At 40.0% G+C, this 16630-nt stretch carries 14 protein-coding genes; 7 read left to right on the forward strand and 7 right to left on the reverse strand.

What is annotated here, in order from left to right; translation table 11 throughout:
* The first annotated feature begins 161 nt into the window (after positions 1-161).
* Together AACW45_RS15210 and AACW45_RS15215 are read left to right on the forward strand one after the other, a co-directional pair.
* Positions 162-431, forward strand: a complete 270-nt coding sequence (locus tag AACW45_RS15210; RefSeq protein ID WP_190543445.1) for a GlsB/YeaQ/YmgE family stress response membrane protein — start codon at positions 162-164, stop codon at positions 429-431.
* Between the two features lie 156 nt (positions 432-587).
* The gene (locus AACW45_RS15215; protein ID WP_313933780.1) at positions 588-1076 is read left to right on the forward strand and encodes an alpha/beta hydrolase; all 489 of its coding nucleotides are present in this window, start codon (positions 588-590) and stop codon (positions 1074-1076) included.
* Positions 1077-1415: 339 nt separating this feature from the next.
* On the opposite strand, the gene AACW45_RS15220 is transcribed toward AACW45_RS15215, so the two are convergent.
* Positions 1416-2093 (reverse strand): response regulator transcription factor, encoded by a 678-nt coding sequence (locus AACW45_RS15220; protein WP_190543448.1) that lies wholly within the window; start codon positions 2091-2093, stop codon positions 1416-1418.
* 48 nt (positions 2094-2141) lie between these two features.
* Entirely contained in the window at positions 2142-4067 is a 1926-nt protein-coding gene (locus AACW45_RS15225; protein ID WP_190633395.1) for a transglycosylase domain-containing protein, read from the reverse strand.
* A gap of 616 nt (positions 4068-4683) precedes the next feature.
* Between AACW45_RS15225 and AACW45_RS15230 the strand changes: the two genes are divergently transcribed.
* A complete protein-coding gene (locus tag AACW45_RS15230; RefSeq protein ID WP_190633466.1) occupies positions 4684-6060 on the forward strand; it encodes a sensor histidine kinase in 1377 nt (458 codons plus the stop codon).
* Positions 6061-6069: 9 nt separating this feature from the next.
* On the opposite strand, the gene AACW45_RS15235 is transcribed toward AACW45_RS15230, so the two are convergent.
* The gene (locus AACW45_RS15235) at positions 6070-8427 is read right to left on the reverse strand and encodes an HD family phosphohydrolase (protein WP_242045562.1); all 2358 of its coding nucleotides are present in this window, start codon (positions 8425-8427) and stop codon (positions 6070-6072) included.
* A 375-nt stretch (positions 8428-8802) separates the two neighbouring features.
* Here AACW45_RS15235 and AACW45_RS15240 point away from each other — a divergent pair, with 375 nt between their 5' ends.
* Complete coding sequence (locus tag AACW45_RS15240; protein ID WP_242045563.1) at positions 8803-9708, forward strand: DUF3267 domain-containing protein; 906 nt, start codon at positions 8803-8805, stop codon at positions 9706-9708.
* On the opposite strand, the gene AACW45_RS15245 is transcribed toward AACW45_RS15240, so the two are convergent.
* The gene (locus AACW45_RS15245; protein WP_277880400.1) at positions 9685-9807 is read right to left on the reverse strand and encodes a hypothetical protein; all 123 of its coding nucleotides are present in this window, start codon (positions 9805-9807) and stop codon (positions 9685-9687) included. The two genes, AACW45_RS15240 and AACW45_RS15245, sit on opposite strands and share 24 nt — an antisense overlap.
* 299 nt (positions 9808-10106) lie before the next feature.
* Positions 10107-10934 (reverse strand): hypothetical protein, encoded by an 828-nt coding sequence (locus tag AACW45_RS15250; RefSeq protein WP_242045564.1) that lies wholly within the window; start codon positions 10932-10934, stop codon positions 10107-10109.
* 83 nt (positions 10935-11017) lie between these two features.
* Here AACW45_RS15250 and AACW45_RS15255 point away from each other — a divergent pair, with 83 nt between their 5' ends.
* The gene (locus AACW45_RS15255; RefSeq protein ID WP_190633396.1) at positions 11018-11785 is read left to right on the forward strand and encodes a thioesterase II family protein; all 768 of its coding nucleotides are present in this window, start codon (positions 11018-11020) and stop codon (positions 11783-11785) included.
* A 262-nt stretch (positions 11786-12047) separates the two neighbouring features.
* Here AACW45_RS15255 and AACW45_RS15260 read toward each other — a convergent pair whose 3' ends face one another.
* A complete protein-coding gene (locus tag AACW45_RS15260) occupies positions 12048-12770 on the reverse strand; it encodes a hypothetical protein (RefSeq protein ID WP_190633397.1) in 723 nt (240 codons plus the stop codon).
* 1 nt (position 12771) lies between these two features.
* Positions 12772-14871: an acylase gene (locus AACW45_RS15265; protein WP_190633398.1), complete on the reverse strand. Its 2100-nt coding sequence runs from the start codon at positions 14869-14871 to the stop codon at positions 12772-12774.
* A gap of 290 nt (positions 14872-15161) precedes the next feature.
* Between AACW45_RS15265 and AACW45_RS15270 the strand changes: the two genes are divergently transcribed.
* Together AACW45_RS15270 and AACW45_RS15275 are read left to right on the forward strand one after the other, a co-directional pair.
* Positions 15162-15350: a hypothetical protein gene (locus AACW45_RS15270; RefSeq protein ID WP_190633399.1), complete on the forward strand. Its 189-nt coding sequence runs from the start codon at positions 15162-15164 to the stop codon at positions 15348-15350.
* A 125-nt stretch (positions 15351-15475) separates the two neighbouring features.
* On the forward strand, positions 15476-16399 hold the full coding sequence (locus tag AACW45_RS15275; protein WP_190633400.1) for a bile acid:sodium symporter family protein: 924 nt from the start codon (positions 15476-15478) through the stop codon (positions 16397-16399).
* The last annotated feature ends 231 nt before the right edge of the window (positions 16400-16630 follow it).

The raw sequence follows: 16630 nt of genomic DNA on the forward strand, positions 1-16630 counted from the left end.
ACCACCCTTGCGAGGGTTTTTATGTTTGGTGCGTAAGTCCTACTTTAGATAGTGTTAGCTGTCTTGATAGCAGCATATTCTGTAGGTAGCTAAAAAGACAGTTAGTACTTTTTTGAAAAAAATTGCCGGACAAAGAAATATTGTGTTAAAGGAGAGAATTGATGAATATTCTTGCTTGGATCGTTTTAGGACTAATTGCAGGTGCGATCGCCAAAATGATTTATCCCGGACAACAAGGGGGTAACATTATCAGCACAATCCTGTTAGGAATTGTGGGTGCGTTTATTGGTGGTAGCATATATACTTTGTTAACCACGGGAACTTTAGCCTTAACCTCCGCAGGATTTAGTATCGGTGGTTTGATTGTCTCAGTTATTGGTGCCATTATTTGTCTATGGCTGTACTACACTTTTACTCGCAGAGCCTACTAAAGCTATAGCCTCTGTTAAGAAGTTGTGACATATTAGTCGTTACGCATAAAATAAATCAAGCTGCTAATTAGCAGAGGCTTTTTGATGGCGAAAACTGGTTATTCAAGGATGCAGATGGGCAGAGTTCAGAAAACAATTAACATATTCGCAATTGTGGTGACTCTACTTTACACTAACAGTGCGATCGCTGCCGAGAAAGTTACCTTAAAATATGGTATTTTTCGTCCTTCTGTCTCTGTTGATGAATTAACTCAATTTGCCAAAACCGGGGAAGTTTCCCAAAGTTTAAATTTCTACCTGAATCGTACAGGTCAAGATCCAAAAACAGTACGTAACATCTTAGTGCAAGAGGTAAATGCTAATCCTGTTGTTTTAGATCGAGTACTAAATAATCCCATAGGCGAATTTTTATTAGATAGAATTGGTCAATCAGTCGGTACGCCTTCAGGACAAGCAAATCGACAGGCTTTACGTTCAGCCATAGTTTTATCTGCTAGTCAAGACAGCAAAGTTTCATTAATTGAAATCATCCAAAACTACCCCACAACTGAGGTTGTTGTCGATGGCGAACGGCTCGCCCAAGCTTATAACCAACTATATATGTTGGGAGAAAATTTACAAAAGGTTTTACCTATCCCGAAGTAATAGCAATAACAAAAGGAACAAGGGAGCATCCCAATTTTGACGCAATACCCTAGAAGGGTATTGCTATAGTAACAAAGCCTGCCAAGGCAGGCTTCGTATTTCTAGCCCCACCCTTATAGGGTGAGGGCGTTTTTGCACATTTGGGATGCTCCCGTTTGTAACTCATCTAGGATTGCTATTTTTTATTAAAAATATTTATGAATAATTAAAATCTCCAAACACAATTGTAAAAATTGTTTGGAGAAATAATGGTGTTCCCAAAGGAGTTATTCTTACTGAAAGTCTAACAATTAGTTGTAGAGATTACGGGTAAATATCGGGGAGAAATCGGTTAGTTATTTACAGCTGTTTGAGGCGATATCCTAGTCCATGAACTGTCTCAATCAAATCATCAGGTGCGCCTGCTTCTCGGAGTTTATTACGTAAACTCTTAATATGAGATTTCACTGTTTCTTCGCTGGGTGGATCATTAAGTGACCAAATACGCTCAATAATTCCTGTGCGACTGAGTACCCGCCTACCGCTAGAAACCATGAGTTCGAGCAAAGCAAATTCTTTTGGTGTTAGATGTAAGGGGTGTGTAGCATAGTTGACTTCATAAGTGCTAGAATTTAAATGCAAATCGCCCCAACTCAGGTCTGAGAAAGAACTAGCACTTTGATTGCGGCGCAATAGGGCGCGAATCCGAGCCATTAGCTCTGGCATTTCAAAAGGTTTGACCATATAGTCATCGGCACCTGCATCTAGCCCGGTAACTTTGTCAGCGAGGGTATCGCGTGCTGTTAACATTAAAACAGGCAGACTGCGATTATGCGATCGCAAACGTTGACAAAAACTGACACCATCTAACTTAGGCAAGGTAATATCTAATACCACTAAGTCATATTCCAACCCCTTAATAAAATCCCATGCTGCTTCACCGTCTTGGGCTACATCTACCACATATTGACGGTCAGTTAGAGCTTCCATAAGCATCTCTGCTAGTTGCACATCATCTTCGACTACCAAAATCCGCATTTCTAGAATCTTGCTAAATTAAAACACTAAGAACAATGTTTATGATTTTCAATTTGCTTTAGGGCGAGGAAACTTAGAAGTTGGCTGAAATCTTTCGACTGGTTCGCCTGCAAGCGCCTGCTGCATAAAATCACGCCAGATAGGAGCCACCGTACCGCCACCGGTAGCACTACGCGCTAATTGTCGGTTGTCGTCCCTTCCTACCCAAATAGCGGTTGTTAACTGCGGTACAGTACCAATAAACCAAATATCCTTTTCTGAGGAAGTTGTACCCGTTTTTCCCGCAACTGGACGGCCGATAGCTGCGCTTTTACCAGTTCCTTGATTTATTACCGTCTGCATCACATCTAAAGTGGCAGCTGATGCCCAAGGATCAAGAACTTGTTTTGGTTTAGGAGTATTATCTAGCAACACATTACCACTACTATCAGTCACGCGGACAATAATCGTCGCTGGTGATTGCCAACCATAATTAGCAAAAGTAGCATAAGCACTAGCCATTTCTAGTGGTGTCACCCCAATTGCCCCTAGTGGTAAAGAACTCACCGGAATCATGGGACTCATAATTCCTAAAGTCCGGCAAGTTTCAATCACTTTATTCATCCCTACAGATTTGCCCAGCTTGATAGCGGGAATATTTCGTGACAGGGACATGGCAGTACGAATTGAGATTGCGCCCATAAAACTATTATCGTAATTGCGCGGGTAATACCAACCGCTACCATCTCGATAACTCACAGGAGAATCTAGAATTGTTGAATTAGGCGTGAATTTACCACTAGCAAAAGCAGCATAAAATACAAAAGGTTTAAAAGCAGATCCTGGCTGACGTTGTGCTTGAGTAGCGCGGTTAAATTCGCTCTTTTTGGCATCTACACCACCCACTAATGCCTTAATAAACTGAGTCCGAGGATCGATTGCCACCAAGGCCATTTGATTGTTATATAAGCCTCGATTTTTTAAGGTACGATGCCATTTTTGAATGGTTGTTTCTGCCATTTTTTGGAAATTGGTATCTACTGTAGTTTGTATCCGCATTCCTCCTTTCAGCAGTGCTTCTCGCCCAAATTTTTTGACAATTTCATGGGATACGGTATTAGTTACATAAGGTAAAGCGCTACCTTGAAAAGACCTAATTTTTCCTAATTTAATTGGTTCTTTCAAAGCAAGATTATATTCTTGTTGGCTAATCCAATTTAATTGCAACATTCGCCCCAAAACTTCTTTTTGTTGTTGTTTTGCCAGTTTCATATTCACAAAGGGGCTATATTCTTCTGGCGCTTGAATTAAACCAGCCAACATTGCTGATTCACCCAGGGTTAAATAAGCTGCTGATTTGTTAAAGTAAGTACGTGCGGCTGTTTGTATACCATAGTTATTGTGACCCCAATAAACTTGATTGAGGTACATTTCTAAAATCTCATCTTTACTCAAAACTTGCTCTAAGCGAATTGCTAATACTGCTTCCGCAACTTTTCGCGTCACAGCACGTTGTGGAGATAAAAAGAGATTTTTTACTAACTGCATAGTGATTGTCGAACCACCTTCGCGCACGCCCCCAGCTGTCCAATTAACTAAGGCGGCTCGTCCAATACCAGGAGGATGAATACCACGATGCTCGTAAAAGTGGCTGTCTTCACTAGCTAATACTGCTCTTTTTAAATGGGGAGAAATGTTATTTAGAGTTACTACTTCCCGATTAGCTTCTCCGTGTATCTGGGCTAAAAGTTTACCTTTAATATCATAAATATATGTTGTTTCTGAGGGAAAAAAGTTGCGTAATTGTCTCACATCTGGTAAGTCCTGGAAACTCAGAGCTAAACCAACTAATCCTCCAGAAATCACAGAGATTGATAACACAGTAGTGGAGAAGAGCGTACCCCCAGTTACTTTACCAACTTCTTGCCAAAAGTTGAGTTTAGGCAAAGTCCGAATTTGTGTTCGTTTTTTATCAATAGTTTTCCAAGAAGACATGGCAATTCCAATTACTAAATTTGAAAATAGAGGCTAGGAGCTAGGGACTAGGGGCTAGGGAAGGAAATTTTCTCCTGAATAGCTAATTTGTAATTTTAAATATTGCTCACTCGCTGTTAATCGAGCTATGCTCTTATTTTTAGGCAATTAGAATAATTTTGCAAATATCACAGTAAATAAATTGCGACAATCTTCGGACAACAGATTTTATCCCTAATAATTAAAATTCTCCAAACTCGTTATTGTTAACAGCTTGGAGAAGGTATGGTGTTATAGAGGTTAATTCAATTCTTAGCTTAACAATCATTCGTGGAGATAATGGGCAGAAATCGGGTAGAAATCGGGTAGTTACCTGAACCTCGATCAATTTAAGCAACCTGGAAATAGCTAATTCTAAAATAGCCTGTTGAATTTTGCGGAAAGTTGGGTGCGGTGAAGCACTTGCAGTGGAAGGGTTTCCCGGCATAAGCAAAGTGGTGAACCCGAAGGGGGTTCCCCCCAACCTGGCAAACTTTCCAAGACGAATTTTGAATTCCGCCCTGCGGTACTAGGGTTTGCAGCTAGTAAAATTGTTGGGAGAGTATTGCGTGCTGTGACCATGAAAAAATTTCGGATGATGCAATGGTCACCAGAAGGTACATGGATTGCTTCTGGTTTTGGTTTATCTTTATTGTTAATGGGTATTGTTAGCTTCATTTCTTACCAAAATGCTACTCAGTTAATTGCCAGTAGTAATAAAGTGAAACATACACATGAAGCAATGAAGAACTTGATTGATATTTTTGCTACTTTGACTGATGCGGAAGCTGGACGTAGGGGATATATTTTGTTTAATGAGCAATCGGAACTCAAACGTTATGAACAGTCGATGCAAAGCCTGAATGCGAAAGTCGAGAAGTTACAACAACAACTGGCTAAGGATTCATCTCAACAGCAGCAACTCATCCAGTTAAAAACTTTAATATCTCAAAGAGTTGAACTTTACGGAGAATCACTAGAAAATCAAAAATTAGATCAATCAACATTTGCCCTACAAGCTAATCAAATTAATCAAAGTCGTGACGAAATTCGCCAAATTTTGACTCAGTTGCAAGCTAGAGAAGAACAGTTACTAGAAATTTCGGTGCAACATTCGCAACATAATATTCACAACCGGATGTTGATTGAATTCCTGGGTACGGTGCTGAGTTTTGCTATTTTGTTAGCTGTTTATTCTTTGCTTTATCAACAATTAGTGAAGCGCCAGGCAGCGGAAGCCCTACAACGAACTTTAGCCCAAGAAAAAGAACTCAGTGAGATGAAACTGCGCTTTTTTTCGATGGTTTCTCATGAATTTCGCACACCTTTAAGTATTATTTTAGGCTCGGCACAATTGTTAGCTCAAAGCAATCAGCAGTGGACAGAAGAAAAGAAGCTCAAAAATCTGCATCGGATTCAGTCTTCTGCTAGGTCAATGAATCAATTGCTAACAGATATTTTGACTCTCACTAGAGCAGAAGCGGGGAAACTAGAATTTCATCCCGAAATTGTAGATCTAGAAGCATTTTGTCTGAACCTAATTGAGGATATTCAGTTTTGCAATCATCCACAACATCCGATTAAATTTTTTACCGAGAGTAACTGTACTCATGCCCGATTAGATGAAAATTTGCTCTATTCAATTCTCTGCAATTTACTGTCTAATGCCATAAAATACTCGCCTCAAGGCGCAGATATTTTGTTAATTCTCAGTTGTGAAGCAGATGCCATAATTTTTCAAGTTAAGGATTATGGTATAGGCATTCCTGCCGAGTTTAATCAGCATTTATTTGAGCCTTTTAATCGGGCAGAGAATGTTGGTAAAATTGTGGGTACAGGGCTGGGTTTGGCTGTAGTAAAAAAGTGTGTGGAACTCCATCAGGGAGTAATTTCTGTTGCCAGTGAGGTAGGTGTTGGGACAACTTTTTCGGTGAGGATTCCACAAATTTTTAACACCATAATCAATTATAAATAATAAAAATATCTAAAGTTTAGGATAGGCGATGCGTTGGTGATGAAATTGCTGCCAAACCTGGACAAAAACATGAGAAATTTGTGACATTTCTTGCCTAGTTAAACCTGAATCTACTAATTGACGATCTTGCCAACGTGCTTTGAGGATGTTATTTACCATTGCGAGTGCGGCTTCTGGGGTTGCATCTTTTTGCGCACGTAAAGCGGCTTCACAAGCATCAGCTAACATAGCAATTGCTGTTTCTCGCGACTGGGGAATGGGGCCATCATAGCGGAAATCTGATTCCTGCAATATTTGCTGCGGATTATCTTGCTGTTGCTGCTTGGCTTGTTGATAGAAATAGGCAATTAAAATTGTACCTTGGTGTTCGGGAATGAAGGCGCGAATGGCACTAGGCAATTTATATTGACGCGCCATTACCAAACCTTCACTCACATGCTTTTTAATAATTTCGGCACTTTTCCAGGGGTTATTAATTTCATCATGTTTATTGGGGCTACCCATTTGATTTTCAATAAATCCCAGAGGATCGTGCATTTTACCAATGTCATGATACAGAACCCCAGCGCGCACGAGTTCTACATTACAATTTAAAGCTCTGGCGGCGGCTTCTGCTAAAGTCGCAACAAACAATGTATGCTGAAAAGTGCCAGGGGCTTCATGGGCTAGGCGTTTTAATAAAGGTCGGTTGGGATTGGATAATTCCGCTAAACGAATGGGTGTGACTAAATCAAATAAAGCTTCTAGGTAAGGACTTAACCCTAGTGCTAATACACTCCAAATTAAGCCTGCTAAACTTTTGAGGGCGGCTGTACCTAACACAGTATACCAAAGGGGAGCGATCGCAGTATTCACTAACAAATAAACTACTCCCTGGGTTAAGGCAATTAAAATACCCAAGGTAGCTAATTCTTCTCGCGTGCGCAATCCTTCTCTACCGGGAAATCGCCATTGTCCCGCCATGAAGCCGCCAAGAATGCCGCCAGCCGCACTAGGTATTAAATTATGCCAACTCATGCCGCTACCAATGGAGAGCAAAATTGTCAGTAAACCCATGACTGTACCACCAATGGCTGTACCGTAGAAGCTACCCACCAAAAGACCGATAGCAGGTAAGCCGGTCAAGGAATTGCTCAAAAATAACAGCAACGGCGCACTGAGAATTAATAGGATAATTAATATATAATCTTTACGTCTTAATTTAGCTTTAAACCGTATTTCTACCCAGCGAAAAATAGCCACCGCCAACCCAACAATGACTGTAAACTGTGTCAGACGCAGCCAATCGATACTGCGTTGACTCAACTGAAAGTAATCTAATAGAACAAAATTACTTTGAGTGATTGTTGTGCCAGCTGAAACAATCACTTCACCTTTTGGAATGCTGACGATTATCGGTTTTACTGCTTTTGCTGCTTGTTCGGCAATTAGCTTGGTTTGTTCGATGTCTTTGACTAAATTGCCCTGAATCACAGCCAAAAGCAAGCGATTAGCTAAAGGTTGTGCTGTTTGGGGAATAGAAACACTTACTTGCATTGCGATTGCAGATTTCAAAGTATCTGGGGATATACCGGGATAGATACCCTGTGCTAGCATTCGCTCTAAAGTTTGTCTGACTTGGATTTGTGTTTTTTGCCAATCTGCATCAGCTAGATTTAAGAAACTCTCATCGTAAATGATTAGGGGTTGATTGTAGATGCTGCGCGTGTTTTGGGGAAATATCGCCTCTGGGTTGAGGGTAGTTAAAGCGAGATTGTAGTTCTGACGCGCCGAGGCGATCGCTTTTAATAGTTGAGTAAAAGCCTGGGGAGAGTTAAACTGACGGTAAGTTCGCAATTCTCTAACAGCTCGCTGTTGCTCAGAATTTAAGTTAGTAAAATTGCTATTTTTCTCCAAGGTTTGTAATAATGTCTGCCATTGGGGTTGTGGTGCTTGTCGCAGATAAGTTTGTGTGGCAGTGGATAATATTGCCGTCTGATAAAAGGGAAAATTGCCCAATTGAGCGCGAATTTCCCTACCTTGTGTCAACAAAACCTGGAGATTTTGATAAATTTCCTCGTTTACTTCTCTATCCACCACCCATACTGCTGAAGCACCGCTATGAGCTTCTCGGCGTTTTTCCTCGGTAGTTTTTACATCTTCAACACTGGCTGAATAGGGTGCAATTAGGGTTTGCGGCGCTATCTTCCCCACATCCAATTTTGGTTGATTATAAAAACGGTAGCCTAATCCACTAGAAAGACAGAGTACAACTAATACCAGCATCCCTAAAGAATAGACGGGTTTTCTGATGCTTTTCTTAGCCTTTGATACTTGTCGAATTTCTGTTTTGACTGTGAACCAGAACCAGAAAAGTAGAGTAGTCATTTTACTCAAGTAGCGACGAATCAAGAGACAGCGCCTACTCTTGGGTACAGTTTGCTTGTAAGGCTTACGAAATAAACTCACACATTACTCCCAAAAAGTACACTGGTTTATTGATTGTTAAGTCTACTTAGGCGATATTATTCTCACTGACTCATCTATTTTATCGAGAATTTTGGGTAATTCTGGCAGATTATTTACAGCCTGATTCGTCAACTACGATAATTTATGGCAACAGCTTTAATTGTCTAAATAAATTTTCATATTTGCTCGTCTCGTAGCGAATTTATCTCCAAATCACCTAATAATCTAACTCTCCAGAGGGAGGAAACAGAAGCGATAAATTATTAGTCTGGAACCTAATGCTAGAAAATAGCAATGATTATGCATATCGCCAATCGTCATCAACCAATTTATATATTCCATCTCACGCCAGAAATATCACTAATTTGGACTGCTTTAGGTTCATTATTGCTCATCCTTGCAGCAGCCGCTAGCAGTTGGTATTATGCCATGATTCATGCAGAAACTGTAATTTTTCGTCTAGATAGTTCTGGCGGGGGATTGGGAACAGGAATTATCTCCTTTTTAGGTTGGTTAATCATTACTTTTGGCACGATAATTGTCCATGAATTATTACATGGAATTGCATTTGCAACTTTTGGTGGTTCACCGCATTATGGGTTTAAAGTTAAATATTTCATGCCTTTAGCTTATGCAACTTCACCGGGAAATTGTTTCCGCCGTAATATTTTTATAATCATTGCTCTAGCACCATTGGTAATCATTGATATTGGATGTTTGCTACTATTAGCAATTTTTCCCCAAGCAACTTGGTTAATTTGGGTGATTGCATTAAATACAGGCGGTGCAATTGGTGATATATGGATGACTGTGCAATTACTACGCTGTCCCCAATCAATTCGAGTTGAAGATAGAAAAGAAGGTATAGCAATTTATGCACCTCCTGATGTAACTCGTCAACAGCTTCCTTTTAATCGCATCGATAACAATCGCCTGCATTCTACTGGCAAATTTTGGTTAAATCTCACCTTGATGATTTTGGTGTTGCTGCTGATTTCTAGTTTTTTGCTGATCCCGTTGTTAAAAATGTTAGAAGTGCCTTCATTTATTATTGGTAATAATAATTTCTGGATTCTGCGTTGGCAAAATACAGCAACAGGATTTAGCCTGGGGTTTAACTGGATATCGGTTTTAATCATGATTATAACTTTATGTTTATTAGGATTTGTATTGAATCTAGTTCAACGTCGCTTGCAATAAAGCTAGTGCTGCATGGCGTAAATAACCATACCATTTTATAAATTCATTTTGATAATCTAGAGTAGTGCGAGCATCTTGCTCGCGTTTGTCAGCGAGCAAGATGCTCGCACTACAATGGTATGCTCATTTCCGCCGACCTGTACTAGTTTATCAACTATAGGACTTACGCACCGAACACAAAAACCCTCACAAGGGTGGTCAAAAGTCAAAAGTCAATGGTCAAAATTCAGGTTCTTGGACTATGGACTATGGACTATTGACCATTGACAAAAAGCATGAAAAATATCTGACAATGCGTAAGTCCTAAACTACTTAATTCGGTCAATAAATTCATGCTAAAATTCAGGTGATCGCTAGCTTCATCTCCAGCCGATATCAGTTAATTATATTAGTAAAAATTACTCAGCAGGATAGATAGTTTTCGTCACTAAAACAGGCCTATTACCATACTCAGCATCTAAACTGCTTTTTGCTTCTAGACTCCAAGTAAACTTATAGTCTCTCTCAATTTCCGCAGCGACAAACGGACGAATTTCACCAACTGCTGATACCATTTGACCTTGATTGATAGTTACTTGGGGTGGGGCTGTTAATAATAATAGTAAATCTTGCCCGCCAAACCAGCGATTTTTATCTATTGTTAATAAAATAGAACTGCGGATAGTTGCTACTTTCCCTGTGACCACAATATTATTACCATAGTATTTTTGAGGATTTTTTGTTATTTGACTAATTTGGGGTACTAGGGCAAGTTCGCGAGCAATAATCGCAGGTTTATTGATATATTTTCTATAAGATTTATCCTCTAATTTGAGATGAAACTCTCGCTCAATTTCGGGAATTACTAAATTGCGCAATTTACCAGTAACTTGCACGGCTACATTTTGTTCAACTGGTAAATCGAAAGCCTTACCAGAAGCATTCACAACTATAATAGGTTGACCGCGAAAAAATCGGTCATCACTAATTGTAAAGGAACTCAAACCAATTTTTTCAATCGCTCTGCTTTTAATGGTTACGCTTTTACGCATCAATGCAGATGCATTGTGAGTAGTTTCTGATGTATTAGTAAAATTAGCTGGTGAATTAAACAAGCTACCACCTCTTACGAGCATAGCTAACCCTAGCAGGAACATTAATCCTGATATATAACTCAGCCCCGGTAATAAACTTTTATTTGGAGAATTATTCTTACCCTGATTTTGGTTATTTTTTAAGCTATTCATAGAAAAAGTTTTGTCAATTGGTAGATATAGAAATTTTGATAATGATAGATTAATATTCTATATCGAAGCTAATTCAACTTGCCATGAAATCAAATATATCAAATCTAAATTCTTGGGTAATTTGTCCCCGGAGTAATCCGCAAGCACAATTGCGTTTATTTTGCTTTCCTTATGCGGGGGGTAGTTCTTTCATTTTTCGGAATTGGGTAGAATTTCTCCCATCATCTATAGAATTATGTGCGGTTGAACTTCCTGGTAGAGGAAGACAAATGAATTTACCGCCATATAATCAATTAGTGCCGCTTGTAGATGCGATCGCTTCCTACATACACCCATATTTAGATAAACCATTTGCCTTTTTTGGTCATAGTATGGGCGCTTTAGTCAGCTTTGAGCTAGCTCGTTTACTTCGCAAAAAGTATAATCTTCTGCCAGTTCATCTGTTTATTTCTGCGCGTCGCGCTCCCCAAATTCCCCCTATCAATCCACCAATTCATAACCTTTCCGAAACTGCTTTTCGAGAAAAACTGCGTCATCTCAACGGTACACCGCCAGCAGTATTAGAAAATGCCGAATTGATGCAGATATTTGTCCCCATTATACGGTCTGATTTTGCTGTTTTGGAAACTTATATTTATACCCCAGAAGCACCTCTAGAATGTCCTATTACAGCTTTTGGTGGCTTGGAGGATGCAGAAGTTAGTCACGATAACCTGGAAGCATGGCAACAGCAAACTCAGGCTAATTTTAATTTACAGATGTTTCCGGGAAATCACTTTTTTTTGCATTCTGCCCAATCGCTTTTATTGGAAAGTTTGAGTAAATATTTACTAGAGTATTTGGCAGTATAAGTAGTTATTTGTAATTTTTTGTGCGTAAAACAATTTATTGGTGAAGCTGCATAAAACTTACCTTTTTTAAACGCAAAGGTACGCTAAGGTTAACGCATAGGCGCTTCGCCTTCCCGCAGGGTAGGTACGCAGAGTTTTTTATGTTCCAGATTTGCGAAAATAATTATTTGCAGCTTCATACTAAATTGGTTAAGTCCTCAAAATAACAAATGACTATTGACTATTGACTATTGACTATTGACTATTGACTATTGACAACACCTTATTTAAGTTCATTGATGAGCCTAAGAGTAGCTTGTGAAGATAAGCCAATACAGGCTGCTAGTTCTTCTAATGCTAGGCGTTCTCTTGCATTTGTATTTAACATCTCTGTTGCAGCTGCTACATATTCAGGGTTCGCCAGAGTTACTGGTTGAGCAACCGTTACTTGGGAATTAACACTAGCAATTCTCTCAGTTTTTCCTAAAGCTGGGGCAATTTGTTGCATTCGATAAGCGGCTATTTTTGTGGCTTGTTGGGCTTGTAGGTAAGCAAGGTAGTATTGTATAACTGCTAGACGCTTTTGCTGTTTGGTTTCATGCCAGCGAGCTTGTCTTATAGGTAATTCGTTAATGACGTTTAATAGTCTAATTGGGTCAATTGTGATGGAAATACCAAAACTACGCTCGCTTTCGGATAATATCTCTGGCAAGTTGTAATTAGTTGTCGTTTGAGATGGTGAGAGTTCCACAGTCAAAACATCGGTGAATGCACTCCATCCCATAGCAGCTTTGGCTTCCCGTACTTGGGATGACTGACTTAAAGCGATCGCCACTAATAACTCGATAATTTTACCATCGCGATCGCTAATTTGCGTCTGTAGCTCAAACTCTGCTGAACTATTCACCTGTTGATTTTCTGACAATGCTGGTAAAGGTAAACTCACCAGCGCTAATATTAGCAGGATTTTCCCACCATACTTGCAGATTTGTGATGCATAACTCATGTCAAAAAGCTTGGCGTTGCTCCAAGTGTGCTAATATCTCTGCACGAGTTCGCCAAACAGAACGCAATTGCTTACGTGCAAATAGTGGTAGCTGATCGCTAATATGGGGCGAACCGGGTTGAGTGGCGTTACCGTAACTAAGTAAAGCCTTGGCTGTGACTGGCTGAGAAAATTCAATCGCCGCCACATAACTATCTCCCGCAACTGCTTGAAAGCGTTCATTTTTAGAAGGTGCAAAATTGAGGACGCGGAATATTCCTAAATCCCCTTCACCACCATTTGCAGGTAAATCGAGGTTACCGCTACGCAAACGAAAAACTTCACCCCAAGCTACATCTAGTTTGCCATAAGCTTTTTCGACTTTGGTTGCGGCTATTTGTAGAGCCTGTACAGCGCTTTTGGGATCTTTCAAACCATCGGGTGTAGTCAGTGGAGATTTCTCACTCCAAGGAATACTAAAGATATTATCTTCGTCTATTTCTTGCCACCAAAAGGAAAACAAGACTGCACCGCGACTATCAGCATTAGCTTGGCGATCCCAAGTTGCTAAAATATTAGCCGCACGCCGAGTTAATTCATCACCATATTGTTGTGCGGCGGGAATTAAATCGTCGAGGATGCGTTCTGCGACTTCCATTTTCGTGGAATGTTTATAATCAATCATTTCTGCAAAGGAAATTTTCTTATCTTCAGCCAACATTTTGGCGGAACTTTGGGCGCGGAAAGGCATGTATCCTCTGGGAGCCATATATGCAGGGTAATCATCGGCTTTAATCGCAGTGGGAAAGGTAGTTGTCCAAGGTGGATCGTTAGCATTTTGCAACCAACCGCTAGCAGGATCGATGATACGCGGTAAATCTGCGTCAGGGTGCATCTTTGTCCACAGAGTTTTGGCTGTGTCACCAGGAATTAAGCCTTCCCAATATTTATAGTCACCCTCTTGGCGAATCGGTACAAGACCGTTAAATAGGTGCATGATATGCCCTTCTCTATCTGCATACATGACGGTAAACATTGGTAGCTGCAAACGCTGTAATACTGTTTGAAATTCCCTGAGGTTTTGAGCTGCTGCCATATCCCACCATTGTTGCAACACGCCAGGACGCTCGCCACCCACAACTCGCAGAGCTAAAGCTTTACCTGGTTTTTCTTGAACTACTGCACCGTGAATGGAATTTTTGACTATTAATGGTTGTTCTACAAAAGAGCCGTCTTTTTGTTTGATTTTTAACGCTAAATTTTCTCTAGTAAAAGCACGTATTTGACCGTCAAAAATATAACCGTCATCAGCTAATTTCAACTCGTACAAATCCCAACCATCATGAGTATTGACGGTATGAGTCCACCCTAAACTATCGTTAAAGGCGATCGCTAAAACGGGAATTCCTACTAAGGTTGCACCATAAGCATTCATTCCCGGTGCAGTAATTTGCGCTTCGTACCAAAGAAATAAATCTGACCAAAATAAGTGAGGGTTAGCTAATAACATCGCCTTTCCACTTGCAGAATGCTTGGGTGCGATCGCCCAACCGTTAGAACCTGCCTCCGGTTGACTGTGAGTATTATCTGCTACCTGTTGTGGATTAACTATAAACGTAAAATACAGCACCCTCTGTAAGTGGGCGAAGACATCCTCTGGCTTTATAGGTAAGACTATTTCTACTTCATCGTCTATTAAATCGGGATGTGCCTTAGCATAAGTATTTATCCCCTCAGCAAAGGCATTAATATAACTTTTAAAAGCTGGGCTTTGTGCTTGATACCAAGAATTAGCACGATTAGGTACGCCCATTGTCAGTACCCATTGATCGGATTCTAAATATTCTTCTCCCCAATACTCTGCGGCTTTTCCCCTAGCTTGACCGTAGAGACGTAACAGTAAATTAGCATGACTTTGCATTTGTGCCCAACCAAACGCCCGAAAAGCGCCTTGAGCATCTTTACCATATATATGCGGTATACCGTAGGTATCCCATAAAATTTCTGTAGTTCTGGGTGTAGCTGCAAAATTATGATTGGCAGAAACCACAATCAAAATGACACTGAGGATTAAAGCTAAAAATCTCCATGATTTTTCTTTCACGATTTGAAGCTTGACCATAAATACACCCTAAAATTCAACATCATAGATAGATTGGCAAAGATACAGCAGATTGCCAGTTGGTGAGGTAGAAACGAGCGTTGATTGTAGGGGCACTGGCACTGCCATGCCCCGAAGCGCGTACCTCATTTACCTGAAATATCCTGTAAGTAGAGACACCAGAGGCAGAAAATTGAGATTTACTCTCAACTGAGAATTATAGAGTATTGCGAATACTTCTCAACTTGATGTGAAAGTATAATGACAGAAAATGTATTAAATATTCAAGGATGATTCAGATAATGGTTCTTATGTCGCAGCTTCTATGGTGTCAGAACTGCAAAATTTATGCAAAAATAGTCAGGATATCTAGAGATATTGAAAGACTTAGCACTAGCTTTTACTGTCAACAGTCAACAGTCAACGGTCAACAGTCAACAGTCAACAGTCAACAGTCAACAGTCAACAGTCAACAGTCAACAGCCCTAAGGATAGATTAAAAGCAGAATAGCTGTTCGGGGCGCATTTCGTTGTAAAGTGACAATGTGGGATATCAGCACAATGTAGAAATCACCAGCCTATTCCCCAAGCGTCAAAAGTTGCGATCGCGATCCAAATTCAGTCAATGTCATACCAAATTAATCGTTTCATTAAATTCACCCAAGATTTATTTTTTCTTTGGGTATTAATTGGTGCTGTTGGTGGTTATTTATTCCCTAAAATCGCTGCCAGTGGTAGCGGTAATATCTCCATCGCGCTGGGAGTAGTGATGTTAGGAATGGGTTTAACAATCACTATTGAGCAATTACAAAGCTTACGCCAAGCTAGTAAAGCCGTTGTTTTGGGAGTGTTACTACAATTTACGATTATGCCACTGTTGGGATGGTTAGCGGCAACAGCTTTGAGATTACCACCGATGTTAGCATTAGGCGTAATTCTTGTAGGTGCTAGTCCCGGTGGAACGGCTTCAGAAGTAATTACTTTTTTGGCTCGTGGTGATGTATCTTTATCTGTAGCCATAACAACTGCTTCTACAATCCTCAGCCCGATTATTACACCAGCTTGGATTTGGTTACTCAGTGCAAATTGGGTGGATATTAAGCCGTTATCTTTAATTACTACTACAGTACAATTTGTCCTCTTACCAGTAATATTAGGAATTGTGATTAGACGTTTTTGGACTCCTAATAAATTTGTGATTGACGGCATACTCCCGCTAATTTCTATGTTCGCAATTGTTTGGATTATTACAACAATTGTTGGCTTAAATCACGAGCGATTATTTATTACGCCAATCGTCATCGTAGCGGTAATTTTACATAATGTTTTGGGGTTAATTTTGGGGTATTTTGGTGCCGCGATCGCAGGTCAATCACCAACTATTTGTCGGACAATTTCTATAGAGGTAGGAATGCAAAATTCTGGTTTAGCTGTAGCCTTAGCGATCGCACATTTTGAACCCCTAGCAGCCATACCAGGTGCGATATTTAGCGTATGTCATAATCTTACAGGTTCGCTCATAGCCGCAATTTGGCGGAGAAATTTATAATTTTATGATATAGCATTCCTAAATTATGTGTGAAATTTACAAAATCTCAGTTCTTCGTTTATCCTTGGCGTACTTGGCGTACTTGGCGGTTCATTAAAAAATATTTTCACAACTCAGATAGGATTGCTATAGCTTTAATAGATTTAGCAGAGATTTCATTAATAATTACGATAAATTGTAACTGTTCCCTCCTTTAGGAAATTGCTGGTTAACTAGCAAATTATCTCACAA

The sequence above is a fragment of the Calothrix sp. FACHB-168 genome, assembly GCF_963889195.1.
Lineage (GTDB): Bacteria > Cyanobacteriota > Cyanobacteriia > Cyanobacteriales > Nostocaceae > Aulosira > Aulosira anomala_A.

Bases quoted from the DNA above. Each gene is read 5' to 3' on its own strand.
- AACW45_RS15230 (WP_190633466.1), top strand. From the start codon at position 4,684: ATGCAATGGTCACCAGAAGGTACATGGATTGCTTCTGGTTTTGGTTTA.
- AACW45_RS15275 (WP_190633400.1), top strand. From the start codon at position 15,476: ATGTCATACCAAATTAATCGTTTCATTAAATTCACCCAAGATTTATTT.
- AACW45_RS15250 (WP_242045564.1), bottom strand. From the start codon at position 10,934: ATGAATAGCTTAAAAAATAACCAAAATCAGGGTAAGAATAATTCTCCA.
- AACW45_RS15235 (WP_242045562.1), bottom strand. From the start codon at position 8,427: ATGACTACTCTACTTTTCTGGTTCTGGTTCACAGTCAAAACAGAAATT.
- AACW45_RS15255 (WP_190633396.1), top strand. From the start codon at position 11,018: ATGAAATCAAATATATCAAATCTAAATTCTTGGGTAATTTGTCCCCGG.
- AACW45_RS15265 (WP_190633398.1), bottom strand. From the start codon at position 14,871: ATGGTCAAGCTTCAAATCGTGAAAGAAAAATCATGGAGATTTTTAGCT.
- AACW45_RS15225 (WP_190633395.1), bottom strand. From the start codon at position 4,067: ATGTCTTCTTGGAAAACTATTGATAAAAAACGAACACAAATTCGGACT.
- AACW45_RS15240 (WP_242045563.1), top strand. From the start codon at position 8,803: ATGATTATGCATATCGCCAATCGTCATCAACCAATTTATATATTCCAT.
- AACW45_RS15260 (WP_190633397.1), bottom strand. From the start codon at position 12,770: ATGAGTTATGCATCACAAATCTGCAAGTATGGTGGGAAAATCCTGCTA.
- AACW45_RS15220 (WP_190543448.1), bottom strand. From the start codon at position 2,093: ATGCGGATTTTGGTAGTCGAAGATGATGTGCAACTAGCAGAGATGCTT.
- AACW45_RS15270 (WP_190633399.1), top strand. From the start codon at position 15,162: ATGTCGCAGCTTCTATGGTGTCAGAACTGCAAAATTTATGCAAAAATA.
- AACW45_RS15210 (WP_190543445.1), top strand. From the start codon at position 162: ATGAATATTCTTGCTTGGATCGTTTTAGGACTAATTGCAGGTGCGATC.